This is a genomic window from Gordonia sp. PvP123 (assembly GCF_040547295.1).
In the GTDB taxonomy this organism is placed as follows: domain Bacteria; phylum Actinomycetota; class Actinomycetes; order Mycobacteriales; family Mycobacteriaceae; genus Gordonia; species Gordonia terrae.
The window spans coordinates 296,501-319,352 of the sequence record NZ_JBEPPN010000008.1 but is presented as its reverse complement, the minus strand read 5'-3'; the positions used below and the strand labels follow the sequence as shown (position 1 = coordinate 319,352).

Below are 22,852 nucleotides of genomic sequence, written 5' to 3'. Positions count from 1 at the left end.
CTGGATTGTTTTAGTGTCTCAACACCACCAATCATTCCAGCTCAGAGGGCATTTTCACGTTATCGACACCCCGGGCCAGTCCACGGATCCAGGCTGAGGTGCGAGCGAAGCGAGCCACGAAGGGCTCGCGAGGTATCTCACCAGGCCCTTCGAGGCTCGTCGCTATCGCTCCTCGCACCTCAGGGAGCAGAGGGGAGGTCACTTCGTTCGGATCAGGGAGCAGAGGGAGGTCACTTCTTTCGGATCAGGGAGCAGAGGGGGGTCACTTCGTTCGGATCAGGGAGCAGAGGGGGGTCACTTCGTTCGGATCAGGGAGCAGAGGGGGTCGCTTCTTTCGGATCAGGGAGCAGTGGGTGTGTGGTTCTTTCGGATCAGGGAGCGGGGGTTGCTCTTCGAGCAGCGCCGCCCACCTCAACGCCGGTCGCGGGCCGAGAACGGACGGTCCTTGTCCGCACGGGGTTCCGGCGGCAGGCCGAGCACCCGTTCACCGATGATGTTGCGCTGGATCTGGTCGGTACCACCCGCGAGTCGGTACCCGGGGCTGCCGAGCAGGTGTTCGGTCCACGCGAACCGACTCGGGTCGGTCGCCACCGCGATGTCGTTGCCCAGCAGATCCGCGGCGATCTCACCGATCTTCACGAGAAGATCGGACGCCATCAACTTGCCTACGGAAGCAGCGGGTCCGGGTGACCGGCCGGCGGCGGCGGCACGCGCCACCCGATCGGCGGTGGCCTTACGCAATACCGCCCGGATGTAGACGTCGGCGAGCTGCTGGCGGACGACCGGATCCCCGGCCGCCCCGACCTGTTGCGCCAGTCCGACCAGTTCGTCGACCGAGCCGCCCTTCTTGCGGGTGACCGATCCGGACGCGGTCCGCTCGAAAGACAGTGTCGCACCGGCGATCTTCCACCCCTGGCCGATGTCACCGAGACGCGCGGAGTCCGGGATACGGACGTCGTTCAAGAAGACCTCGTTGAACGACGCCCCGCCGCTCATCTGCCGAATCGGCCGGATCTCGACACCGGGCGCGTCCAGCGGGATCAGGAACGCGGTGATGCCCTTGTGTTTCGGCAGATCGGGGTCGGTCCGGGCGAGCAACATGCCGAGATCCGCGAAGCGTGCGCCCGAGGACCAGACCTTCTGACCGTCGATTCGCCAGCCGTCGCCGTCGCGGACGGCCCGACAGGACAGGGAGGCCAGGTCGGAACCGGCGCCCGGTTCGCTGAACAGCTGACAGGCCAGGAGGTCGGTCCGCAGCAGAGGTCGCGCGTACGCATCGCGCTGTTCGTCGGTGCCGAACATCGCGACCGCGGGACCGACCAGTCCGGTGGTGACACTGATCAGTTCGGTCGACGGGGGCACGTCGAACTCGAGTTCGGCGCGGGCCACCTCCGACGCATACGACGCGGGCAGGCCCCGCCCCCCGTGCTCGGCGGCGAGTGTCAGTGCGCCGTATCCGGCGTCGTAGCGCTTGCGCCGGTACTCTCTCGCCGCGTCGAGCAGCCGGCGTTCCTCGTCGTCGGACAGGTTGCGGAAGACCGCGAGATCGGCGGGCCCCGACGGAGTTGCCGACTTGGGTGCCGCGATCCCGGAGAGCCATTCGCGAACCTCCGTGCGGAACACCGCGAGGTTCGACCCACCCGGGTCCGTGGTCGACAGTGCGGGTGCCGACATCGGCAACCTCCTCAGACAGTCAGAACCGTGCACGCCGACAGTCCCGGCGCGCCATAGACATGTGTGAAACCGACCTTCGGTGCGCCCGGCACCTGTTTGCCCTCGGCACGACCCTGCAGCTGGCGGACCACCTCGTGCACCTGGCGTAGCCCGGACGCACCGATCGGCTCGCCGTTGGCGAGACAACCGCCGTCGGTGTTGATCGGTGTGGCCCCGTCGACAGCGGTTGCGCCAGAGCGGATCAGCTCGGCCTGTTCGCCGTGCCCACACAACCCGGTCTCGGCGAGGTGGATGATCTCCGAACCGCTGTCGGTGTCCTGCACCTGTGCGACGTCGACGTCGGACGGGCCGACCCCCGCTGTCGCGAAAGCAGCTGCCGCGGCGTCGATGCTGGGGCTGTGCACCGGGTTGGTGGTCAGCCACGGCGAGAACACCTCGAAGGAACCGAAGCGTCGTGTCCGCACCTCCGCGGCCGCGAGCCGGACCGGCTCGTCGCACATGTCCGCGGCGCGGTCGCCGGACGCGAGGATCAGGGCGACACCGCCCTCCCCCGGCGAGCAGAACATGTATTGGGTCAGCGGGCTGTTCACCGGCGCCGCCGCCAGGATCTCGGCCTCGGTCAGGGGTTTACGACGCCACGCCATCGGGTGCGCGGCGCCATTGGCGAATGCGCGCTCGGCGGCCGCTCCGAGCAACGACTCGTCGAGCCCATGGACGTGAAAGTACCTGCGCGTCTTCATCGCGAAGTACTGGGTGGTGACCATCATCCCGGACCGGGCGTACCAGGGTCCGAGCCCGTACGCGGCCGGGTCGGAACCGAAGGCCCCACGTTCGTGCTTGTCGAATCCGACGACGGCCACGACGTCTGCGCGTCCGGACGTGATCATGTCGGCTGCGGTCGCCAGCGCGACACCGCCCGTGGCGCAACCGTTCTTGACGGTGACGAAGGGGATGCCCGTGAGGCCGAGTCGCGAGACGAGCGAGTCCGGCTTTCCCGACACATTGCTACCGCCGACGGCCGCGTCGATCGAGGACCAGTCGAGGCCGGCGTCGGCGAGGGCCGCGCGTAGCGCGCTCTCGCCCATGTCCATTCCGCTCACGTCGCCGTGCCGGCCGAAGGCATGCATTCCGACCCCGACGATGTGGACGCCTGCATTCCTTCTCCCGGCGCTCATCCGGCGACCCTCTCGAACGCGAAGGTGGTGCAGTCGCCGAGATCGAGCAGTCGCAGTTCGACCTCGTCACCGATCCGGACCGGTGACGTCACCCGAGACTCCACCAGGACGACGCCCAGATCGACGTAGGCCACGACGAAGGGCTCGAAGCCCGAGCCGGGAACGCGGAACGGGGGTTTGGGCGCGAAGGCCTGCTCCGTCCATGTCCACACCGTTCCGCGCTGCGGTAGCGCGACCCGCGACACCGATGTGCCGGCACAGCCGGGACAATGCGTCACAGCCGGGAACGCGACAACCGCACACTCCGCGCAGTCCGATCCGGCGAGTACCGGCGGGTCGAGCTGCGCGAACAGTGTGTCGTCGACAACCGCTGACATCTCCGTCACGCCCCCGAGAGCAGGGTGAGTGGACGGCCGAGGATCTCACCGACCGTGCGCAGGTACTCCGCCGCAGGAGCACCGTCGACCGCGCGGTGATCGAAGGTGAGACTCAGCGTGAGCACCTGCGTACGCACCGGTGTGTCTCCGTCCCAACGGAATCCGTCCTTCACCCGGCCCACGCCCAGTATCGCGACGTTGCCCGGGTTGATGACCGGGGTGAAGAAGTCCACTCCGTAGGCACCGAGGGTGCTGACCGAGAAGGTGGCACCCTCGAGGTCGGCGAGCCCGAGCTTCCCGTTGCGTGCAGCAGCGGCCAGTTCGGCGGTGTTGCCTGCTATCTCGCCGACCGACAGCTGATCGGCGTCGCGGACGACCGGCACCACGAGACCTCCGTCGACAGCGACGGCGACGCCGATGTCGACACGCTCGGCCACCACGATCTGGTCGTCGACGATCCCGGCGTTGAGCAACGGGTGCTCGCGAAGCGCAAGCGCCGCGGCCCGGATGATGAAGTCGTTGAGACTCGGCGCTCGACGCCCCGCGGCGGCCGACTCCCCCTTGAGCGCGGCGCGCACCGCGACGAGGTCGGTGACATCGACTTCGTATCCGTGGGTGAGCTGCGCCATGGAGTGCAGGCTGTCCATCATGTTCCGGGCGATGGCACCGCGCATACCACGCAGCGGGATCACATCACCGGGTTGCGGACCGACCGACGCCGAATCCGGCGCGGCAGCAGAGGTGTCTGCGGCGGAACGGGATCGACCTGTGGCGGCGCGTTCCACGTCGGCGCGGGTGACCCGGCCACCGATCCCGCTGCCACTCACGGTCGCGAGGTCCACCCCGAGTTCGGCGGCGAGTTTGCGGACGACCGGACCCACGAATGTCGCGGCACTCCCCGGTGCCCCGCCCGCCGATGTCACGCCGTCCGATGTCCCGTTCGCCGATGTCGCGGGCGCGGAAGCCTCCGGACCGGACTGTTCTGCCTGCGGGCGCGCGAGGAAGTCCTCGACATCCTCGGACACGATCCGACCACCGGGCCCTGTCCCGGTGAGACGGCGCAGGTCGACGCCGGCCTCGGATGCGACGCGGCGAGCGTTCGGGGATGCCTTGAGCCGGGCGCCGTCGGTCGCGTTCACCTCCGAGGGGATGCCGGCAGGTGTCGCCTCCGGTGTGCTCTCGGGTGCTGCCGTCGACTCGGAATCGGGTGCGGTGGGGGTGGATCCACCGTCGGGCGCAGATTCACCGTCGGCGAGGAGCCAACCGACCACGGACCCGACCGGCAGCACCGCACCGTTGTCCGCATTGGTGGCCAGCACACCTTCGGCCTCTGCCTCGACGTCGACGTCGACCTTGTCGGTCTCGACCCGGAACAGGGTGTCGCCCAACGCGACCCGCTGTCCGGGTTGGGCGACCCACTCCCCGATGACACCTTCCTGCATGGTGAGCCCCAGTTTGGGCAGCACGATCTGGAAGGCCACGATCAGTTCCTTTCCAGGAGTCGCCGGGCACCGGCGACGATGCGGTCCGCGTCCGGCACGTAGGCCTTCTCGAGCGGCGTGCTGAACGGGACGGGCGTGAACGGAGCACCGATCCGCAGCACGGGCGCGTCCAGGTGATCGAACGCCTCCTCCTGGATCTGCGCCGCGACCTCGGCGCCGATGCCGCCGAACGTGACCGCCTCGTGGACCACGAGGATGCGGTTGGTCTTGCGCGCCGATTCGACGATCGTCGCGGTGTCGAGCGGCTGCACCGACCGCGGGTCGATGACTTCGGCGGAGATTCCCTTCTCGGCCAACGCGTCGGCCGCCTTGAGGGCCTCGGCGACCATCCGGCCGAACGCGACGATCGTCACGTCGTCACCGGTGCGGGCGACAGCCGCCTCCCCGATCGGGATCTCGTAGACCTCCTCGGGCACCTCCCCGCGCGAGCCGAGCAACACCTTGTTCAGCATGAAGACGACGGGGTTGTCGTCGCGCACCGCGGAGACGATGAGGCCCTTGGCATCCCGTGCATTCGACGGCATGACGACTTTGAGTCCCGGCGTGTGGGCCAACCAGGACTCCAGGCTCTGCGAGTGCTGCGCCCCCGCGCTCACCCCGGCGCCGTAGGCGACGGCGATGACCATGGGCACCTTGACCTCGCCGCCGTACATGAACTTCATCTTCGCGGCCTGGTTCACGACCTGGTCGAGGGCGACGGCGAGGAAGTCCATGAACATGATGTCGACGATCGGGCGCAGGCCACGAGCCGCCGCACCGACACCGAGGCCGATCAAACCCATCTCGGCGATGGGTGTGTCGACCATGCGGCGCTTGCCGAACTCGGCGAGCAGACCGTCGTACATGTGGAAGACGCCGCCGTATGCGGCCACGTCCTCGCCGATCACGAAGACGTTCTCGTCTTCGCGCATCACCTGCGCTACACCCTCGTTGAAGGCCTTCACGTAGGTGGTCGACCGCGCTGCCGGAGCCGCGTTGTCTGCGCCTGATTCTGTTGCGATGGTTTCTGTTGCAGTGGACATGTTCTCGGCTTCTCCGGGTCAGACGCTGTAGACGTTGAGCGCGATGTCGGCGGTGTCGGGGTACGGGCTGTTCTCGGCGAAGGCGACGGATTCGGCGATGTCGGCGTCGACCTCGGCCCAGATCTGGGCGAACTCGGCCTCGGTCACCACACCTTCGGCGACGGCCCGGGCCTCGAGCAGCTTGATCGCGTCGCGCTCCTTCCAGGCCTCGACCTCTTCCTGGGTCCGGTAGGTCTTGCGGAGGCCCTTGACGCCCTGGTGGTCGTAGTAGCGGTAGGTCTTCGCCTCGACCAGGGAGGGTCCCCCGCCGGCGCGGGCGCGATCGACGGCCCGCCCGACCGCGGCGCGCACCTCGATGGCGTCCATACCGTCGCAGATCTCACTGGGCATCCCGTAGGCCACGGCGCGGTCGGCGACGTTCTCGAGCTTCATGTGATCGCGCAGGGCAGTGAACTCGGCGTAACCGTTGTTCTCGCACACGAACACGACGGGGAGTTCGAGGATGCCGGCCATGTTGGCCGCCTCGTGGAAGGCGCCGATGTTGCTCGCACCGTCACCGAAGAACGGGATGGCCACCGAGTCCTCGCCGCGGTACTTCGCCGCGAAGGCCGCACCCACGGCGATCGGGATGCCACCGCCGACGATCCCGTTGGCGCCGAGCATGCCGATCGACAGGTCGTTGATGTGCATCGAACCGCCGCGTCCCTTGCAGTAACCGTCGACGCGGCCGAACAGTTCGGCGAACATCTGCCGGAACTGGGCACCCTTCGCGACGGCGTGGCCGTGGCCGCGGTGTGTCGAGGAGATCTGGTCGTCGTCGCGCAGGTTGCTCATCGCGCCGGCCGCGACCGCTTCCTGTCCGACGTAGAGGTGCAGGAAACCGGGAAGCCGGCCGCCCTCCATCAATCGGCCCGCCTCGGTCTCGAACTGGCGGATGCGCACCATCCGGCGGTGCAGGTCGAGCACGACCTCACGGTTCGGCAACGGCTCCGCGGTCTTGGTCGCCTGTCCGGCAGGAGCAACCGGCTCGGCGCCGGTCTCTGTGGTGGTCACCATGACACCTCTCTGGGATGACTGTGCAGGTGGCGGCGATGTGAACCCCGCCGAAACCGCAGAGTTTGTTGATCGCTTCTGCAGTATGTGTCACCACTGTAGACGATTGTTAGTAGAATCACTATCAAGTTAGTCGACGAAAGTCGATCAGTTCGGACTGTTACTTGACTTGCTCTCCAGTTAACCCGACGATGGGTGCGCAGACAACCCGTGCGAAGGAGTGGTGACCGATGCTCGACCGGATTCGCGATCGAGCGAAGGCCGATCCCCAGAGCCTCGCGCTCGTCGACGATTCCGTCTCCCTCACTTGGGATCACGTCGCGGAGACCCTCGCGACCCTTGCGTCTGCGCTGCGCCGTCTCGCGCCGGGTCCCGACGATCGAGTGGCCGTGATCGGTGAGAACAGGGCGGAGACGCTGCTCGCCCATGTTGCGGCGATCGGAGCGGGGATCGGGACCGTGGCCGTGTCCCGCCAGTTGACCGCGGGTGAGATGGCCGACCAGTTCGTCGACGCGGGATGCGTCGCGGTCGTGACAGGCCCGGCGGGCCTGGCCGCCGCAGGTGAGGCGGCCGGTACGGCGTCGTTGCGGACGGTCATCACCCACAATCACGAGGGAACAGTCCCGCTCGACGGCGGAGTGGAGCATCTGACGTGGGACGGTCTGCTCACGGGTGAGCCGAGCCCGCCAGACGACCTCGCCGACCGGCCGGCGCGACCGCCGCTCGTCTACACCTCCGGCACCACCGGGCGCGCCCGGGGCACCGAGGTTCGCTGGCTCCCCGGCCACGCAAAGGACGCCGCCGAATTCCAGGCGGCCGTGGCGGCACGGTCCGGCTACCCGACGGGTGCTCACCTGGTCGTCGGGCCATTGCAGCACAACGGCCCCCTCACCTCCATCCGGCACCTCCTCTCCGGTGAGCCCGTCGTCATCCTCGGCCGCTTCGACGCCGAGCGGGTCCTCCACCTCATCGACGCCCACTCGGTCACATCGACCCTGATGGTGCCGACCCACTTTCAGCGACTGCTCGCGCTGCCGCCGCAGATCCGAGACCGGTACGACGTCACCGGCCTGCGCTACGTCGCCCACACGGGATCGGCCTGCCCGGCGGATGTGAAGCGGGCGATGATCGACTGGTTCGGGCCTGTTCTGATCGAGTCCTACGGCGGGAGCGAGATCGGCACCGTGTGCAAGATCGACTCCCACGAGTGGCTCGCCCACCCGAGTTCCGTCGGCCGCGTCGTCGAGCCGTTCGAGGTGGTGGTGGTCGGATCGGACGGAGACGTTCTCGGTCCCGGCGACACCGGCATCCTGGGATTCCGCACTCCCCCGGGTCGCGAGGTGGTCTATCACGGCGATCCGGAGAAGACCGCCAAGGCCTACATCCTTCCCGGCGTCGCCACCCTCGGCGACGTGGGGCATGTCGACGAAGACGGGTTCGTGTTCATCACCGACCGGGTGGCCGACATGGTGGTCTCCGGCGGAGTGAACCTCTACCCGGCCGAGAGCGAGCAAGTGCTGCGCAGGCATCCCGACGTCGCCGAGGTCGCGGTCATCGGCGTACCCGACACCGACCTCGGCGAGGCACTGCTGGCCCTGGTCGTCCCCGAGACCGGCGCGAGCGTCGACACCGAGTCGCTGCGCGCCTTCGCCAGAGGGTCCATGGCGTCCTACAAGTGCCCGAAACACTATGTCGTCGTGGCGGAATTGACCCGCAACGCGATGGGCAAGCTCGACAAGAAGGCCCTGCGCCGACCGTACTGGGACTCCGAGCGCACCATCGCCGGCTGACCATCCACCGAAAGGCACACCCATGATCGAGATCCTGTTCGTCCGGCACGGACAACCGGTCTCCGGCATACGCAATCCCGACCTTGCACCCGCGGGGATCGACGACGCCCGGCGGTTGGCCACCTGGCTGCGCGGCGAACGGATCGACCTCGTCGTCGCGAGCCCGTACGCCCGCGCATTGCAGACCGCGCAGGTCGTCGCCGCCGAGCTGTCCCGCGACGTGGACCTCGTGCTCGACGATCTCCGCGAATGGGACGACGACATCACCGCGGAGGACTACACCGCTGTCGAGGACATGGCGACCGACGATCCGCGGCTGCTCGCCGTCAGCTCCGGGCGGTACGAGGAGTACGTCCCCTCCCTCGACCTCGGCGGATTCCGCCGGCGAGCACGGGCGGCGCTCGAGCAACTGTTCGCTCTCCGGCCCAGCGGACGGATCGTCGCCGTCGCACACGGCGGGATCATCAACGCGGCCCTCGCCGACGTCCTCGAGATGCCGAAGACGTTCTGGCACAACCCGGCCTACACGAGCGTCGCCCGCGTGCGACATCTCGACTCCGGGGTCGTCGTGGTCGATTCCGTCAACGACACGGCTCACCTGCGCGGCGTGCCGTTCGCGGCCGAGCCGGACCACCACACCGATGCCGCCTTCGACGCCGAGCCCGCGCGATGACCACGACGTCGACATCCGTTCCCCCGACCCCCGTCGATGCCGCTCCTGCCCCGGATGCCCTTCGCACGGACGCCCCTCGCACGGACGTCCCAGACACGATCGTCCCAGACACGATCGCCGCCGCGAGCAAGATCATCCTCGTCCGCCATGGCCTCCCCGGCGGGCCGGCCGGGCCGGACCCCGGCCTCGGCGACGAAGGCGTCGGCCAGGCCCGCCGACTCGGCACCTGGCTGCGAGGCCTCCCGGTTGTACAGGTGGTGGCGAGCTCGTACACGCGCGCCTATGAGACGGCACGCCACGCGGCCCAGCCGCTCGGTCTCGAGGTCACGGTCGACGAACGCCTCCGCGAGTGGGAGAGCGACCGCGCGGTCTACGCCACTCCGGAGGCCATCGCCGCCACCGACCGGGGGCGGGCCTTCGCCGAGGGCCGCTACGACGACTTCATCCCCGACTACGACCGGAACGCCACCGCGGCCCGGATGCGGGATGCGGTCCTCGACGCAGCGCGCTCGGCTCCCGGTGAGCTGTCGGTGCTGGTCTCCCACGGTGGGGCGATCAACACACTCCTCACCGACATCCTGCAGGCACCGTCGCCGTTCTTCTTCAATCCCGCCTACACATCGGTGAGCCGGGTCGCGGTCCTGGGTTCGGGCCGCATGGTCATCCAGTCGGTGAACGAGACAGCGCACCTCGGCTGAAACGGCTTTCTTTACTTTGATACCTGTTAGGGTTCTTCCCAACAGTGATGTGTGACACACGCACTCGCTCGTTTCGAGGAGATCCCATGAGCCATTCCGGCGTCGTGGCGAGTCGTACACTCGCCGATGAATACTCGACCATCGTCCGCAGCCTCTCCGGTCCCGAGTGGTCGGCCCCGAGCCGGTGCGCCGGATGGTCCGTCAAAGACCTTGTGGCACACACCGGCTCGAACTTCGCAGCCATCGTGAACCCGCCCGAACCCGACCCTGACGTCCCGGCTCCGACGACCGCCGAGGAACTGCAGGAGCGTCTCGTCGACGAGCGCCGCGACTGGGCCCCCACCCGGGTCGCCGACGAGTTCCTCAGCACGGTCGGACCGGCCATGGAGGTGCTCTCGGCGATGCAGGCGCCGGAGATCGGTTCCGCCCCGATGACCCTCACCGACCTCGGAACCTATGACAGTCACCAACTCTCGGATGCATTCGCCTTCGACATGTGGTGTCACATGTACGTCGACCTGCTCGCACCCGGCGGTCCGGTGTCGCGCCCGGTCGGCGACCCGGACGACGCGGTCCTGGGTGCGGCGATCGGATGGATGCTCGCCGGGTTGCCGCAGATGTGTCCCGACGTCAACGCAGCACTGGGTGGACGCGCACTCGGGGTGCGGCTGACCGGCCCGGGTGGCGGCGAGTGGACCCTTCGGCCGGGTGAACGACTGCTGACCGTGGAGACCGGACTCGACCGGAGCGACACCGTGATCGATTCCTCGGCAGCCGATTTCGTCCTGTGGGGCACGACCCGGTCACCGTGGCGGCAACACGTGTCGGTCCACGGTGACGAGGCTTATGCGGCAACAGTTCTCGACACGATGGACATCGTCTGAGCGTTCGGCCGCGCCACCCGCGATCGACAACAGAGCCCGGAACGCGACAAGCGTTCCGGGCTCTGCTGATGATCGAGGTCAGTTCAGTGCGACCAGCATCTTCCCGACGTTGCCACCCTCCAGCATCGACAGGAACGCCTCCACCGCGTGGTCGATGCCGGTGTGGATGGTGGACTCGGCTACGAGGTCGCCGGCGGACAGCCACCCGAGCACACGTTCCTCGAACTCGGGACGTAGGTCCTCGTGATCACGAACGATGAACCCGGTCAATGTGATCCGCTTCAGGATGGCCTGCATGAGGTGGTCCATCGACGGTCCGTCCCCACCGCCGGCGGAGATCATCCCGCACATCGCGACGCGTCCGTTGAGGCGCAGATCGTGCAGCGCGGCGACGAGGTGCTCCCCGCCGACATTGTCGAAATAGAGATCGGTGCCGTCGGAGACCCGGCGCAACCCGGCGGCCACCGACTCGGAGCGGTAGTCGATCGCCGCGTCGAAGCCCAGACGCTCGGTCAGCAGCGCCACCTTCGCCGGTCCACCCGCGCTACCGATGACGCGCCCGGCGCCGAGAAGTTTCGCGAACTGTCCGGCCGCACTTCCGACCGCGCCCGCAGCGGCCGAGACGAACACGTCGTCCCCCGGACGCAGACCACCGGCACGCAGCAGTCCGCAGTAGGCCGTGAACCCGGGCTGTCCGAGCACGCCGAGCCAGTGGTGCAGATCGACGCCGCGCGGATCGATGACGGTGGCCGCGTCGGCATCGACGACGGCCAGTTCGCGCCAGCCGAGCCGGTGCCGCACACACGCACCGTCGGGGATGCGTGAGTTGCCGCGGACGACGATGCCGATCGCCGAGCCGTCGAGCGGCGCATCCTCCTGAAAGCTCTTGGTGTAGTGCATCTCCGAGGTGCCCAGGCGCCCGCGCATCGAGGGGTCGACGCTCATGTAGCGGTTCTCCACGACGATCTGGTCGTCGCGGACGGGCCCCAGCTCGGCCTCCCGGACCTCGAAGTTCTCCGTGCGCGGAACCCCGTCGGCGGGTCGCTGCTTCAGGAACACCGCACGTGTGGTCGTCTCGACCCCGCTCGTCATGACAGCTCCAGGATGGTGACCGTGCCCTTGGAGCCGTCGACCTCGACCAGCGTGCCGTCGGGGATTCTCCGGGTGGCAGCGGGAACACCGGCGGCACAGGGTATCCCGAGCTCGCGGCTGACGATCATCGCGTGCGAACCCATCGCTCCGACGTCGGTGATGGCGGCCGAGGACACCATGAACAACGGCGTCCAGGACGGATCGGTCTGCGGCGCCACCAAGACCTCGTCCACCTCGAAGCTGTCGAGGTCGTCCATCGATGTGATGGTCCGGGTGCGTCCGCGGACCACGCCCGGGGATGCCCCGGACCCGTGCAGGACCTCACCCTCGGTCACCTCATCCACCTCGACCTGGTCCTTGCGGCGCAGACTCGAGAGCGGGGGAAGCGGCTCACGGGTGTCGAGGAAGGTCGGCAGGTCCAGACCGAACAGGCCCTTCCACGCCCGATGCCGTTCGGCAAGGGTCTCGGTCAGTGCGGCCGGTTCGCTGGCCAGGAGGTCCAGCTCGTCGTCGACGGCCATGAAGACGTGATCAGCAGCGGCGAGATGACCCTGCTCGTGCAGCCGTCGCCCGAGCTCGGCCAGCGGCACACGCGCCTCGTGCAACACCTTGATGCAGTTCGTCTTCGCACGTTCGCGCCAGGCCGCGAAGCGTCGTGCCGAGGCGAGCGCCGCGTCGAGGGTCGCCTGCCCCTCCGCGTCGTCGCCGACGATCGCACGCGCCCGTTCCAGGGCCGAGTCGGTGTCCCCCGCGTGCTCGGCGAGACGCGCGGTGGGTGACGCCGAATCCTCCTGCAAGCGCAGGCGGTCGATGAGTCCGAGCACCAGTTCGGGTTTCGTCTCCCACGATGTCGAACCGAGGTCCCATTCGTTGGGGCCCCGGTAGCCGAACTCGGCGATGAAGTCGGCGAAGGAGGCGTCGAACTTGGGATCGAGCCCGCGCACCCGCGCCGCGACGCCGTCGATTCCCTGGTCGAATGCCTCGGTCAGGCGCTCGTCGGCGCGCACCATCCGGCCCAACTCCCAGAGCGCGAACGACGGCAGCGCCGAGTCGACGTCGCCCGCCGAGCCCACCAGCGTGACGATGAGGTCCTGGTTGTCAGCTCCGAGAAGCTGGCCGAGCACCGACGGGCCGACCGCCGCCCCGTTCGTCGCGGCCACCTCACCCCGCCATGCGGCCCGCTCGAGGGGCATGACCGACCGCGCGCGGGCGACGAGCGCGACCGGGGTCAGGCTCGACAGGTCGGGGCGCTCGGTGCGCAGCCGATCGGCGAGCACGCGGTCCTCGTCGAGTTCCGGGAAGGTCTCGGTGGACAGAATCCAGGCGTTGCGCGCGGCCAGGCGCGCACTGGCGTCGGCGTTTTCGTCATCGGGGTGCCCGACGTACGCGGGGATGTCCGGATCGCCACCGTAGAACAGCTGATCCACGAGCTCGACCGACAGGCCGCCGCGGATTCCCACGAGCCGCGACATCGACAGGTTGATGTACAGATGCCCGTAGAAGATCCCCGACGAGGCGGCCACATCCGGCTTCTCCACGAGCGAGTAGCTCCCGTGGAAGGCGTAACCGGCGTTCCATCCGGGCAGGATGTTCTGAATCCACCCGAGGTCGGCGCCCAGCGGCGTGATGGGATCGGACAGCACATCGCTGGCATTGAGCCGCGTGTAGATGGGTAGACGGGCACTCGGTTCGGTGTCGACCAACCAGCGCTGTTCGGACATGTCGTTCTCGTCTCTGCTGGGACCGCATGGGATGAGCGGCCATAGTTTCTTGACAGGGTATACACGTGGGCTGTGATGTGTGACACTCTACCTGCAAGACTGTAGGCGTTGGCAAGTAAGTCGTCTCGGTCTCTCGTACAGGAAGCAAGGAGACGTTCGATGAAGTTGCAGGACAAAGTTGTTGCCGTCACCGGCGGAACCCAGGGAATCGGCCGTGGGATCGCCGAGGCAGCACTCGCGGAGGGCGCGAAGGTCGCCCTGAACGGCCGGACGAAGGAGAAGGGGGATAAAGCTCTGGCCGATCTCGGCGCAGGCGATCGCGCCGCGTTCTTCGCCGGCGACGTCACCCTGCAGGCCGATGTCGAGGACTTCATCGAGCAGACGGTGAGCACCTTCGGACGCATCGACGTCCTGGTGAACAACGCCGGTGGCGCAAACGACCTGCAGCCCACGGCGCAACTCTCCGACGAGGAGTGGAACCTCGTACTGAACTGGAACCTGAACTCCAATTTCTGGGCCACCCGCCGCGCGCTCCAACACATGATCCCCCAGTCCTACGGCCGCATCATCAACATCTCCTCGGTCGAGGGCAAGCAGGGCAAGCCGGTGTTCACCGCCTACGTCGCCGCGAAGCACGCGATCAACGGCATGACCAAATCGATTGCGCGCGAGGTGGGTACGCAGGGCATCACGGTCAATGCGATCTGCCCGGGGCTCGTCATCACCGACATCATCAAGAACAACGGCCCGCAGACCGCGGCGGCGATGGGCATGAGCTTCGAGGAGATGGTGGACCTCTTCGCCCAGGAGTCCGCCATCAAGCGGCCCAACACCGTCGAGGAAGTGTCCGCCATGGCGATGCTTCTCGCGTCGGACGCCGGCGCCGGTATCACCGGTGCCATCCTCAGCGTCGACGGCGGTACCGCTTCCTACTGAGCACTCCCTTGCTCCCTGAGGTGCGAGCGAAGCGAGCTTGCGCTCCGCACACCTCAGGGAGCAGGGGAACAGACTCCGGGGGCGACCTCAGAACGTCCCGCGTACCGCCCAGGCCACGCAGCGCTCCAGGATCGTGCGGAACTGCGGGATGTCCCAGCTGCCGCGGTCGACTCGGCCGAGGTCGTCGATACCGAGATCCTGCACATCGAACCTGCCCCGACAGTGCCCGAGGGTGAAGTAGCAGACGGTCCCGGGGTCGTGGTGCTTGAGGTAGAGCACCGGGCGGGGTTCGTCGGTCGAGGTGTGTCCCTCGTCGAATCCGGTTGACTCACCGACAAAGCGGGTGTGGGCCAGCACCTCGATCGGTTCGAACAGCTCGCTCACGTACAGCTCGTCGACCGCGTCGAAGTCGTCGACGCCCGCCACCAACGGGTGTTCCGGGTCGGCGATCTCGACACGATAGGGCGCGATCGGCGGATGGCCGAGGAACTGACTGCCGACCAGCGCGGGCAGCACGCCCATGGATCGCGGGGTCACATAACGGCTTGCCGACCCCGGCGGGGTGGGTTCGATGGCCGAGTTGGTCGCGTGCAGGGCCAGCCAGCGGCCACCCCGCGCCAGGAAGCGCGTCAACGCATCCTGAGCGGCGTCATCGGGAATCCGGTTGCAGGTGTAGGTGATCACCAGGTCCGCGGCGTCGAGGGCGGATGCACATCCGTAGTCCTCGAACACCCGGGTGCGCACCGTCTCGTGCTCGCCGAGCAGTCCGAGGATCTGCAACCGGGCGTGATCGAAGTCGTGCCACTGCCCGCCGCAGATGACGACCGCATCGAGGCGGCCGGCCGGTCCGGCCATCGTGGGCTCCTCCGTCCTCAGGCGTGCGCGTGCAGCGGCTTGCCGGCCAGGGCCAGATGGGCTTCGCCGAGCGCCTCGGCCTGGGTCGGGTGCGCGTGCACCAGGTTCGCGACGTCGTTCGCGTTCGCTTCCCAGTTGTAGATGAGCTGCGCCTCGCCGATCAGTTCACCCACACGGTCCCCGACGAGGTGGATGCCCACCACCGGACCGTCGGCGCCCGCCCGGATCAGCTTGACGCCACCCGCGGTCTGCAATATGCGACTCTTCCCGTTGCCGCCGAGATCGTAGACGGCGGTGGTGATCTCACCGTACCGTTCCGCCGCCTCCGCTTCGGTCAGGCCGACGGAGGCCACCTCCGGATGCGAATAGGTCACCCGCGGGATTCCGGTGTCCGCCACGGGCGCGCAGTCGAGGCCGGCCAGCTGTTCGGCGACGAAGATGCCGTTGCCGAAACCGCGATGGGCGAGTTGAGGTCCCGGCACGATGTCGCCGATCGCGTAGACGCCCGGCACTGCGGTCTGCAACCACTCGTCGACCACGACGAAGCCACGATCGAGTCCCACACCGGCCTCTTCGAGACCCAATCCGGCAGTCCGCGGTCCCCGACCCACGGCCACCAGCAGAACGTCCGCATGCAGTGGCGCTGACTCGCCGTCGAGCTCCACGACCACTCCGGACTCGGCGGTGCCGGCGGACGATACCATGGCCCCGGTACGAATGGTGATGCCGCGCTTGCGGAACGCCCTGGTCAGTTGCTTCGACGACCACTCGTCCTCGGTCGGCAACAACCGGGGTGCGGCCTCCACGACCGTGACCTCCACGCCGAGCGATGCCCACAGACTGGCGAACTCGCAACCGATGACACCCCCGCCGAGGACGATCGCGGTCGTGGGGATCGAATCGAGCTCCAGCGCACGGTCGCTCGTCATGATCGGGCCGCCGATCTCCACGCCCGGCAGGGTCCGCGACTGGGAACCGGTCGCGATGACCAGCGCCTCACCGCGGACGCGGGTCGCCCCGCCGTCGGTGAGCTCGACGTCGACGGTCCGCTCACCCGATACCCGTCCGAGCCCGCGGACCACCCGGATCCGACGCGACGAGATGAGACCCTCGAGCCCTCGGTACAGGCCGTCGACGACCTTCTGCTTGTACGCGTGGACTGCGGTGATGTCGATGCCGTCGAGAGACGCCTTGATCCCGAAATCTGCGGCGTGACGCACGGATTCGGCGATGCCGGCGGCATGGAGCAACGCCTTGGTCGGGATGCACCCGTTGTGTAGACACGTGCCGCCGAGCTTGTCGGACTCCACGAGGACGACCGACATGCCGAGTTGCGCTGCGCGCAGGGCACACGAGTAACCACCCGACCCGCCTCCCAGGACGACGACGTCCACAGTCTCGGTCGTGCCGGTCTTCTCCGGGTCCGTGCTCATGTCAGAAGTCGAATCGGTTGGTGAAGCCGCCGTCGATCACGACATTGGTACCCGTGATGTGTCCGGCAGCCGGCGACGCGAGGAAGGTCACGGCGTTTGCGACGTCCTCGGCCGAGGCGAACTTGCCGAGCGCCGCCGCCGACATCGCCGCGTCGTACAGCTGCGGTCGCTGCTCCTTGATGGTGTCCCAGGGGCCACCCTCGAAGTACACCGGGCCGGGCGAGACCGCGTTGACCCGAATACCTTTCGGCCCCAGGGCGCGCGCCTGCGCCGACGAGTGTTGCAGCACGGCGGCTTTCAGCGCACCGTAGCTGTTGGCGGTGGTGATCGGGCCGGCCTCGATGGCGGAGGTCGTGCTGATGGTCACGACGGACGCGGCAGAGCTCTGCTCCAGATGCGGTGTTGCGGCCTCGATGAAGTTCACGAGGCTCATGAGGTCGACGTTGAAGCTGTTCTCCCAGGCCTGGCGCCCCTTGCCGGTCATCGCAGACGCGTTGACGATGACGATGTCGACACCGCCGAGCGCGTCGGCCGCGTCGGTGACGAAGGAACTCACCGCTTCGGACTCACCGACATCGACGGCCTTCCAGAACACCGTGCCGGCTTCCGACAGCTCGTCGGCGACGGTCTTGAGCTGGTCTTCGCCCCGGGCGCAGATGCCCACCGAGGCACCTTCGGCGAGAAGACTCCTGGCGATGGCCAGGCCGATGCCCTTGCTCGCACCGCTGATGAGGGCGCGCTTTCCGTTGAGGTCGAGATCCATGTCGGGTCCTTCGTGTCGTGTCGGTGATCAGGTCGGTGGAGGACTGTCGAGGGGCTAGAGATTCATCGCCCCGACGGAGGTCTGGAAGTCGAGGACGTGGCCGAAGTCGTTGATCGACTGGACGGCACGTCGGGTGTCGGCGCCGCGGAGCACGCTGACCGAGGTGTGGTGGACGCGGACGGGCATGTCGAATCCGCTCGCGAGCGCGTTCGCGAGTACCGCGTTGATGACGCCGCTGTGGCAGGTGATGACCACCCGCTGGCCGAGATGGGCGTCGACGATGAGGCCGACCTCACCGAGTACCCGCTCGCGGAAGGCCACCGGATCCTCGGCGTAGGGGAACGCCTCATATTTGCGAGTTCGGATGTGGTCGCGAAAGATTCGCGAGATCTCCTCGTGGGGCAGCGTCTCGAAAGGCGATTGATCTGCCGGGAAGCTCTGCCACGGCTCGTATTCGGTGAGCCCCTCGCGGACGACCGGCTCGAGGCCGTGATGCTCGGCGATCGCACGGCCGGTGTCGAGGGCCCGGCGCAGTGGAGAGCTGTAGACGGCGTCGACGGCATGGGTGGACAGACGCTGGGCGACCGCCCGGACCTGACGTTGCCCGAGCTCGGAGAGCGGCGGGTCCACGGTCTGCGCCGCGCTCAGTTCCTTGCTGAGGGCCTGCTCGCCGTGCCGGATGAGCACGAGCTCGCACAAGCCGTCCAGCGGGGCGAACGGGTTGTCGAGGTCGATCGAGCGCGCACGGGTCTGATTGGGCACGCCCCCAGTGAACCATAAACTGAGTCCGCTATAAAGATACTCCGCCGATGTCCCAGTTCATCGCATCAGAAGGACCGCGAGGCTATAGGCGGCGACCCGCGAGGTCACACACTGGCGATGTCGGTGGCCAGTTCGCGCACCTCGTCGGAGAAGCGGCGTCGGCCCAGGTTCGCGAGCACGACGTCCTCGGTGAGCCAGGAGGACGCGGACACCTCGAGAAGACTCGACAGGGCCGTCGCCGCGGCGGCCTGCTTGGCCTTCGACGTGATCCGGTCGCGCACCCGCAGTTCGGCGGAGAAGATCGCCAGCATCTCCAGGCGGACCTCCCGGCGGAGCGCCTCGATCGACAGGCTCCATCCGGGTGATCGCACGAAGTAGACCAGCGAGGCGGCGCGGTGCGCGTCGGTCCACTCGAGCACGGACACGATGACGTCGCCGAGGGTGGCGTCCGGGTCCTCGTCGATCACCGTTCTGAGCTGCGCCAGCATCTGCTCGGCGAACAGGCGCAGACCCCCGAGCAGCACTTCTTCCTTGGACGGGTAGTGGTAATAGACGGCCGCCGAGGTCATCTGCGCCTCGGCCGCGATGTCGGCGACGGTCACGTCCTCGATCGAACGCATGGAGTAGAGGTGCATCGCCGCCTCCACCACGACGTCGCGCCGGGAGGGACGGTGAGCGGCCCGCTTGGCGCCGGTCCCCGTCCCGCTCGCGGCCGCAGTCCGTGCGGCGCCGCGGCGACCAGAGGGAGTCCGCCCAGAAGGGGCCCGGCCTGAAGAATTCTTGCCCGCCATGCGATAGATCATGACAGCATCGGGACCTTGTAACCCGCTGTGCCATCCTGTTGGCACCCCGTTGTCGACGGCAGAGGTCGTACCGCGGGCAGACGACGACCGGGAATCGGTGAGGAGGACGCGTGGCGAGATCGAGACGAACCGATCGTACGACGGACCACACGGCGGACCCCGGGGCACCGGATTCCGACGCAACCGGGCCGGACGCGGACTGGCTCGGTTGGGACTCCTCGCCGGCCGCCGACGATACGGCCTTCGACGATGGCGTCGACGCCGTCGCCGCCCGGGAGGTGCCGGACGACGAGTCGCCGGCATCACCGCCCGAAGACTCACCCGAACCGTCACCCGCCGGCACCGCTAACGGCTCGACTGCGCATCGCCCGTCACGACGGCATCTGATCGTCAAGGCCGCCGTACGGGTCTTCTCTCGGAAGGGCTTCGCCGAAGCCTCGATCCAGGAGATCGCCACGGAGGCGGGGATGGTGCCGACCGCGGTCTACTACCACTTCGCGAGCAAAGAAGAACTGTTCGAGAGCGCGTTGGGTTACGCCATGGACGCGAGTTCGGCCGCCGCGCAGTCCGCGCGTCCCGATGATGTGTCGGCGAGCCCGGACACGTTCAAAGATGTCGTCTCGGCGGTGTGGGACTGGACCGCCGAGCATCCGAACTCGGCCCGCATGCTGTTCCTGCAGATGGCCGGCGGCGCGACACCCGGCACCCGACTGCTGGCCAAAGAGTACGAAGAACGCCACATCCGGCGCGCGTTCGACTATTTCCCCGCCGGCGAGGATCCTCCGAGCCGGCGGGCCGCGACCGCCCAGCATGCCGCCCGCACGCTGCGGGTCCGGACCATGATCGCGATGACCATCGCGATCCAGCCGCTGCGCATCGAGGGCGGCCCGTTGTCGGACATCCCCGTCACCAGCTTGCGCACCGCGACCACCGACGTCTGCACCAAGATGATCGAAGGACGCTGACCACCCCGGTCGCCGGACTACAGTAACTTGATCGAAGACACAGTTACTTCGATGCTGGTTGGAGTCCTTCATGCGCATCCTCGCGGTCACCGGCGGCCATTCCTTCGATCGGACGGCCTTCGCCGACTTTGCCGAGTCCCTGCCGGGTGAGGTCACCTGGCTCGAACACCCCGATGCCGAGATCGGCCCGGACGAACTCGCGGACTTCGACGCATCTCTGCACTACGACATGCCCGGGACCCTGCCCGAGCCGTATGAACCGCCGGATGCATTGCGCGCGTGCCTTCGAGACGCACCCCGGACGGGCCACGGTTATGTGGTCTTGCACCACGCCATCGCCAGTTGGGCGACCTGGGACGAGTGGGCGGAGTTCGTCGGCGGACGCTACCTCTACCGGCCCGGGATCGTCCGCGGTGCAGAACGCCCCGATTCCGGATATCGGCACGCTGTGGCACAGCGCATCTCCGTCGTCGACGGCGAACACCCGGTCGTCGCCGGCCTGCCCACCCAGCTCGATCTCGTCGACGAGACGTACTTGTGCGAGGTGTTCGAGGATTCGGTGACCCCGCTGCTGCGGACGGATGCGCCGATGACCGAGGACGTGCACTTCTCCACCGCACTCGCCATGTCCGGTCGGCGTGACGAGCGGGCGGGATGGCACCACGAGCCCGGGTCGTCGCTGGTCGGATGGTCTCGCACCAATGGACGATCGCGACTGGTCTACCTTCAGCCCGGCGACACCGCCGCGACTCTCGGCGACCCGCATTACCGCACGCTCGTCGCGAATGCGCTGACGTGGGTCGCGCGTCGACGCTGACCTTTTTTGACAGTCGATACAGTTCGATGTGTCGCTGCTCACTCCCGGTGCTACAGTAAGTGCATACGTTGCCAAGTAAGAGGCGGCAGTCCAGTCCACCGAGGAGATCCCGATGCGTCAGATCCGGCATCCGATGAGTCGAGCCATCTACGAATTCGACGAGGACAACAACGTGCTCGTCACCACCAAGGACGGGAAGACCGGCACCTTCGACCCGGAGGGCCGCTATCTGCACGGTGAGGTGAAGTCCGTCGATCCGGAGATGGCGCGGTGGGTCGGCCTCGGGCCGCGTGAACCCGTGCCCATCACCCAAAACCGCCGATTCATGGGCGCTGCAAAGCTGCTCGAGAAGATGCAGGCGGACAAACTCGCCGAAGAAGCCCGTGCCACGCGCCTGGCCGAAGGAGGCAAACTGTGACCGAGATCGACACTCGTACCGCCGACCAGACGGCTTCGACGGATGAACAGTCCGACTACGCCGAGAGTTACCAGCGGTTGCTGGACACCGACACGCACCCGGTTCCCCAGGTGCTGCGCGAGGAGACCCACGACCTCTACGAGGATCAGAACTTCGTCCCGGTCTCCCGCTACATCAGCCGGAAGTACCACGAACTCGAACGAGATCGTATGTGGTACAAGGTCTGGCAGATGGCCTGTCGCGAGGAGGAGATCCCCGAGCCCGGCGACACGCACGTCTATGAGATCTGTGAGAAGTCGATCCTGGTCGTGCGCGGACAGGACATGTCGATCCGTGCCTTCTACAACTCGTGCCTGCATCGTGGGCGCACGCTCCGCGAGGAGAGCGGCCCCGCCGGACACGACCTCCGGTGCCCGTTCCACGGCTTCTGTTGGAATCTCGACGGATCGCTGAAATCCATGACGTGCGAGTGGGATTTCCCGCACGTCGACAAGAGCACCATGAATCTCCCCCAGGTCAAGGTCGACACGTGGGGCGGTTTCGTCTTCATCAACATGGACCCGGCATCGGAGTCCCTCGCCAGCTTCCTCGGCGACCTGGGCAAGCACTTCGAGGCCTGGCCCCTGGAGGACCGCTACATCCAGGCGCATGTGGCGAAGGTGATCGACGCGAACTGGAAGATCGCCCAGGAGGCATTCTCCGAGGCGTTCCACGTCGTGACCACCCACCCGCAACGCGTTGTGGGAACCGGTGATTCGAACAGCCAGTACGACGCCTGGGGCAACTTCAACCGCGGTATCACCGCCAACGGCGTCCCGAGCCCACACATCAAATTCGTCCCGACCGAGCAGGAGATGTTCGACTCGATGGTCGATGCCCGCATCGACGAGGACCCCATGGTGACGCTGCCCGACGGCGTCACCGCCCGCGAGATGTCCGGCCTGCTCGCCCGCGAGGGCCTGCGTGACACCATCGGTGATGTCAAGGCGGACAACATGTCCGACGCAGAGTCACTCGACAGCATCTACTACACGGTGTTCCCGAACTTCCACCCGTGGGGCGCCTACCAGCGGATCGTCTACCGGTTCCGCCCCAACGGCGACGACCACGACACCTCCATCATGGACGTCTACCTCCTCGCGCCGTTCACCGGTGAGCGGCCGCCCGCGGCCAAGGTCCAATGGCTGACCCCGGAGCAGACCTGGATCGACGCGACCGTGCTCGGCAGCTCGGCCCGCGTCTTCGACCAGGACGCCTACAACATGCCCAAGGTGCACCGCGGACTGAAGACGACGACGCAGAAGTACCTGCCGCTTGCCGGTTACCAGGAACTCAAGATCCGCCACATGCACCATCTGCTCGCGAAGTGGGTGGGCGAGGACGTCGACTGACCCTCCGCCGCTGCCCGCCGGCGGTCGACCCCCATACCCGGGGTGATC

At 67.5% G+C, this 22,852-nt stretch carries 22 protein-coding genes; 9 read left to right on the top strand and 13 right to left on the bottom strand.

Annotated elements, in window-relative coordinates; all coding sequences use genetic code 11:
- Window positions 1-411 precede the first annotated feature (411 nt).
- The 6 genes from ABIC25_RS18145 to ABIC25_RS18120 are packed head-to-tail and all read right to left on the bottom strand — an operon-like array spanning window position 412 to window position 6,806.
- A complete protein-coding gene (locus ABIC25_RS18145; RefSeq protein ID WP_354562553.1) occupies window positions 412-1,674 on the bottom strand; it encodes an acyl-CoA dehydrogenase family protein in 1,263 nt (420 codons plus the stop codon).
- A gap of 11 nt (window positions 1,675-1,685) precedes the next feature.
- Window positions 1,686-2,849: a thiolase family protein gene (locus tag ABIC25_RS18140; protein ID WP_101819929.1), complete on the bottom strand. Its 1,164-nt coding sequence runs from the start codon at window positions 2,847-2,849 to the stop codon at window positions 1,686-1,688.
- Entirely contained in the window at window positions 2,846-3,226 is a 381-nt protein-coding gene (locus ABIC25_RS18135) for a Zn-ribbon domain-containing OB-fold protein (RefSeq protein WP_354562573.1), read from the bottom strand. The genes ABIC25_RS18140 and ABIC25_RS18135 overlap by 4 nt, the downstream gene beginning before the upstream one ends.
- Window positions 3,227-3,231: 5 nt before the next feature.
- The gene (locus ABIC25_RS18130; protein ID WP_354562551.1) at window positions 3,232-4,707 is read right to left on the bottom strand and encodes a dihydrolipoamide acetyltransferase family protein; all 1,476 of its coding nucleotides are present in this window, start codon (window positions 4,705-4,707) and stop codon (window positions 3,232-3,234) included.
- Window positions 4,708-4,709: 2 nt separating this feature from the next.
- Window positions 4,710-5,750, bottom strand: a complete 1,041-nt coding sequence (locus ABIC25_RS18125) for an alpha-ketoacid dehydrogenase subunit beta (RefSeq protein ID WP_004022792.1) — start codon at window positions 5,748-5,750, stop codon at window positions 4,710-4,712.
- A gap of 18 nt (window positions 5,751-5,768) precedes the next feature.
- On the bottom strand, window positions 5,769-6,806 hold the full coding sequence (locus ABIC25_RS18120; RefSeq protein ID WP_004022793.1) for a thiamine pyrophosphate-dependent dehydrogenase E1 component subunit alpha: 1,038 nt from the start codon (window positions 6,804-6,806) through the stop codon (window positions 5,769-5,771).
- A gap of 227 nt (window positions 6,807-7,033) precedes the next feature.
- Here ABIC25_RS18120 and ABIC25_RS18115 point away from each other — a divergent pair, with 227 nt between their 5' ends.
- From ABIC25_RS18115 to ABIC25_RS18100, 4 genes are all read left to right on the top strand, one after another.
- Window positions 7,034-8,593: an AMP-binding protein gene (locus ABIC25_RS18115; protein ID WP_354562550.1), complete on the top strand. Its 1,560-nt coding sequence runs from the start codon at window positions 7,034-7,036 to the stop codon at window positions 8,591-8,593.
- 22 nt (window positions 8,594-8,615) lie between these two features.
- Window positions 8,616-9,266, top strand: a complete 651-nt coding sequence (locus tag ABIC25_RS18110) for a histidine phosphatase family protein (protein WP_354562549.1) — start codon at window positions 8,616-8,618, stop codon at window positions 9,264-9,266.
- The gene (locus ABIC25_RS18105) at window positions 9,263-9,964 is read left to right on the top strand and encodes a histidine phosphatase family protein (RefSeq protein ID WP_354562547.1); all 702 of its coding nucleotides are present in this window, start codon (window positions 9,263-9,265) and stop codon (window positions 9,962-9,964) included. The genes ABIC25_RS18110 and ABIC25_RS18105 overlap by 4 nt, the downstream gene beginning before the upstream one ends.
- A gap of 86 nt (window positions 9,965-10,050) precedes the next feature.
- The gene (locus tag ABIC25_RS18100; protein WP_004022797.1) at window positions 10,051-10,848 is read left to right on the top strand and encodes a maleylpyruvate isomerase family mycothiol-dependent enzyme; all 798 of its coding nucleotides are present in this window, start codon (window positions 10,051-10,053) and stop codon (window positions 10,846-10,848) included.
- Window positions 10,849-10,926: 78 nt separating this feature from the next.
- On the opposite strand, the gene ABIC25_RS18095 is transcribed toward ABIC25_RS18100, so the two are convergent.
- Entirely contained in the window at window positions 10,927-11,940 is a 1,014-nt protein-coding gene (locus ABIC25_RS18095; protein WP_354562546.1) for a zinc-binding dehydrogenase, read from the bottom strand.
- Window positions 11,937-13,661, bottom strand: a complete 1,725-nt coding sequence (locus ABIC25_RS18090) for a PEP-utilizing enzyme (protein WP_101819919.1) — start codon at window positions 13,659-13,661, stop codon at window positions 11,937-11,939. Before ABIC25_RS18090 ends, ABIC25_RS18095 begins: the two co-directional genes overlap by 4 nt.
- A 159-nt stretch (window positions 13,662-13,820) precedes the next feature.
- Here ABIC25_RS18090 and ABIC25_RS18085 point away from each other — a divergent pair, with 159 nt between their 5' ends.
- The gene (locus tag ABIC25_RS18085) at window positions 13,821-14,597 is read left to right on the top strand and encodes an SDR family NAD(P)-dependent oxidoreductase (protein ID WP_354562544.1); all 777 of its coding nucleotides are present in this window, start codon (window positions 13,821-13,823) and stop codon (window positions 14,595-14,597) included.
- 87 nt (window positions 14,598-14,684) lie between these two features.
- On the opposite strand, the gene ABIC25_RS18080 is transcribed toward ABIC25_RS18085, so the two are convergent.
- The 5 genes from ABIC25_RS18080 to ABIC25_RS18060 all read right to left on the bottom strand — a co-directional run bounded on the left by ABIC25_RS18080 (window position 14,685) and on the right by ABIC25_RS18060 (window position 19,045).
- Complete coding sequence (locus tag ABIC25_RS18080) at window positions 14,685-15,452, bottom strand: ThuA domain-containing protein (RefSeq protein ID WP_354562542.1); 768 nt, start codon at window positions 15,450-15,452, stop codon at window positions 14,685-14,687.
- A 17-nt stretch (window positions 15,453-15,469) separates the two neighbouring features.
- Window positions 15,470-16,885, bottom strand: a complete 1,416-nt coding sequence (lpdA, locus tag ABIC25_RS18075; protein ID WP_354562540.1) for a dihydrolipoyl dehydrogenase — start codon at window positions 16,883-16,885, stop codon at window positions 15,470-15,472.
- A gap of 1 nt (window position 16,886) precedes the next feature.
- Window positions 16,887-17,648 carry an SDR family NAD(P)-dependent oxidoreductase gene (locus ABIC25_RS18070; RefSeq protein WP_354562538.1) on the bottom strand — a complete coding sequence of 254 codons (762 nt, stop codon included), beginning with the start codon at window positions 17,646-17,648 and terminating at the stop codon, window positions 16,887-16,889.
- A gap of 54 nt (window positions 17,649-17,702) precedes the next feature.
- On the bottom strand, window positions 17,703-18,410 hold the full coding sequence (locus tag ABIC25_RS18065; protein WP_354562536.1) for a histidine phosphatase family protein: 708 nt from the start codon (window positions 18,408-18,410) through the stop codon (window positions 17,703-17,705).
- 104 nt (window positions 18,411-18,514) lie between these two features.
- Window positions 18,515-19,045: a TetR/AcrR family transcriptional regulator gene (locus tag ABIC25_RS18060; RefSeq protein WP_239402938.1), complete on the bottom strand. Its 531-nt coding sequence runs from the start codon at window positions 19,043-19,045 to the stop codon at window positions 18,515-18,517.
- Window positions 19,046-19,323: 278 nt separating this feature from the next.
- Between ABIC25_RS18060 and ABIC25_RS18055 the strand changes: the two genes are divergently transcribed.
- The 4 genes from ABIC25_RS18055 (at window position 19,324) to ABIC25_RS18040 (ending at window position 22,804) form a co-directional block, all read left to right on the top strand.
- Window positions 19,324-20,178: a TetR/AcrR family transcriptional regulator gene (locus tag ABIC25_RS18055; RefSeq protein ID WP_354562535.1), complete on the top strand. Its 855-nt coding sequence runs from the start codon at window positions 19,324-19,326 to the stop codon at window positions 20,176-20,178.
- 70 nt (window positions 20,179-20,248) lie between these two features.
- The gene (locus ABIC25_RS18050) at window positions 20,249-20,995 is read left to right on the top strand and encodes a ThuA domain-containing protein (protein ID WP_354562533.1); all 747 of its coding nucleotides are present in this window, start codon (window positions 20,249-20,251) and stop codon (window positions 20,993-20,995) included.
- Window positions 20,996-21,107: 112 nt separating this feature from the next.
- Window positions 21,108-21,413, top strand: coding sequence for a hypothetical protein (locus ABIC25_RS18045; RefSeq protein WP_354562531.1), 306 nt, complete (start codon window positions 21,108-21,110; stop codon window positions 21,411-21,413).
- Window positions 21,410-22,804, top strand: a complete 1,395-nt coding sequence (locus ABIC25_RS18040) for an aromatic ring-hydroxylating oxygenase subunit alpha (protein ID WP_004020682.1) — start codon at window positions 21,410-21,412, stop codon at window positions 22,802-22,804. Before ABIC25_RS18045 ends, ABIC25_RS18040 begins: the two co-directional genes overlap by 4 nt.
- Window positions 22,805-22,852 lie beyond the last annotated feature (48 nt).

Bases quoted from the DNA above. Each gene is read 5' to 3' on its own strand.
- ABIC25_RS18115 (WP_354562550.1), top strand. From the start codon at position 7,034: ATGCTCGACCGGATTCGCGATCGAGCGAAGGCCGATCCCCAGAGCCTC.
- ABIC25_RS18140 (WP_101819929.1), bottom strand. From the start codon at position 2,849: ATGAGCGCCGGGAGAAGGAATGCAGGCGTCCACATCGTCGGGGTCGGA.
- lpdA (WP_354562540.1), bottom strand. From the start codon at position 16,885: ATGAGCACGGACCCGGAGAAGACCGGCACGACCGAGACTGTGGACGTC.
- ABIC25_RS18060 (WP_239402938.1), bottom strand. From the start codon at position 19,045: ATGCACCTCTACTCCATGCGTTCGATCGAGGACGTGACCGTCGCCGAC.
- ABIC25_RS18125 (WP_004022792.1), bottom strand. From the start codon at position 5,750: ATGTCCACTGCAACAGAAACCATCGCAACAGAATCAGGCGCAGACAAC.
- ABIC25_RS18100 (WP_004022797.1), top strand. From the start codon at position 10,051: ATGAGCCATTCCGGCGTCGTGGCGAGTCGTACACTCGCCGATGAATAC.
- ABIC25_RS18105 (WP_354562547.1), top strand. From the start codon at position 9,263: ATGACCACGACGTCGACATCCGTTCCCCCGACCCCCGTCGATGCCGCT.
- ABIC25_RS18110 (WP_354562549.1), top strand. From the start codon at position 8,616: ATGATCGAGATCCTGTTCGTCCGGCACGGACAACCGGTCTCCGGCATA.
- ABIC25_RS18120 (WP_004022793.1), bottom strand. From the start codon at position 6,806: ATGGTGACCACCACAGAGACCGGCGCCGAGCCGGTTGCTCCTGCCGGA.
- ABIC25_RS18090 (WP_101819919.1), bottom strand. From the start codon at position 13,661: ATGTCCGAACAGCGCTGGTTGGTCGACACCGAACCGAGTGCCCGTCTA.
- ABIC25_RS18080 (WP_354562542.1), bottom strand. From the start codon at position 15,452: ATGGCCGGACCGGCCGGCCGCCTCGATGCGGTCGTCATCTGCGGCGGG.
- ABIC25_RS18085 (WP_354562544.1), top strand. From the start codon at position 13,821: ATGAAGTTGCAGGACAAAGTTGTTGCCGTCACCGGCGGAACCCAGGGA.
- ABIC25_RS18070 (WP_354562538.1), bottom strand. From the start codon at position 17,648: ATGGATCTCGACCTCAACGGAAAGCGCGCCCTCATCAGCGGTGCGAGC.
- ABIC25_RS18145 (WP_354562553.1), bottom strand. From the start codon at position 1,674: ATGTCGGCACCCGCACTGTCGACCACGGACCCGGGTGGGTCGAACCTC.
- ABIC25_RS18135 (WP_354562573.1), bottom strand. From the start codon at position 3,226: ATGTCAGCGGTTGTCGACGACACACTGTTCGCGCAGCTCGACCCGCCG.
- ABIC25_RS18045 (WP_354562531.1), top strand. From the start codon at position 21,108: ATGCGTCAGATCCGGCATCCGATGAGTCGAGCCATCTACGAATTCGAC.
- ABIC25_RS18095 (WP_354562546.1), bottom strand. From the start codon at position 11,940: ATGACGAGCGGGGTCGAGACGACCACACGTGCGGTGTTCCTGAAGCAG.
- ABIC25_RS18050 (WP_354562533.1), top strand. From the start codon at position 20,249: ATGCGCATCCTCGCGGTCACCGGCGGCCATTCCTTCGATCGGACGGCC.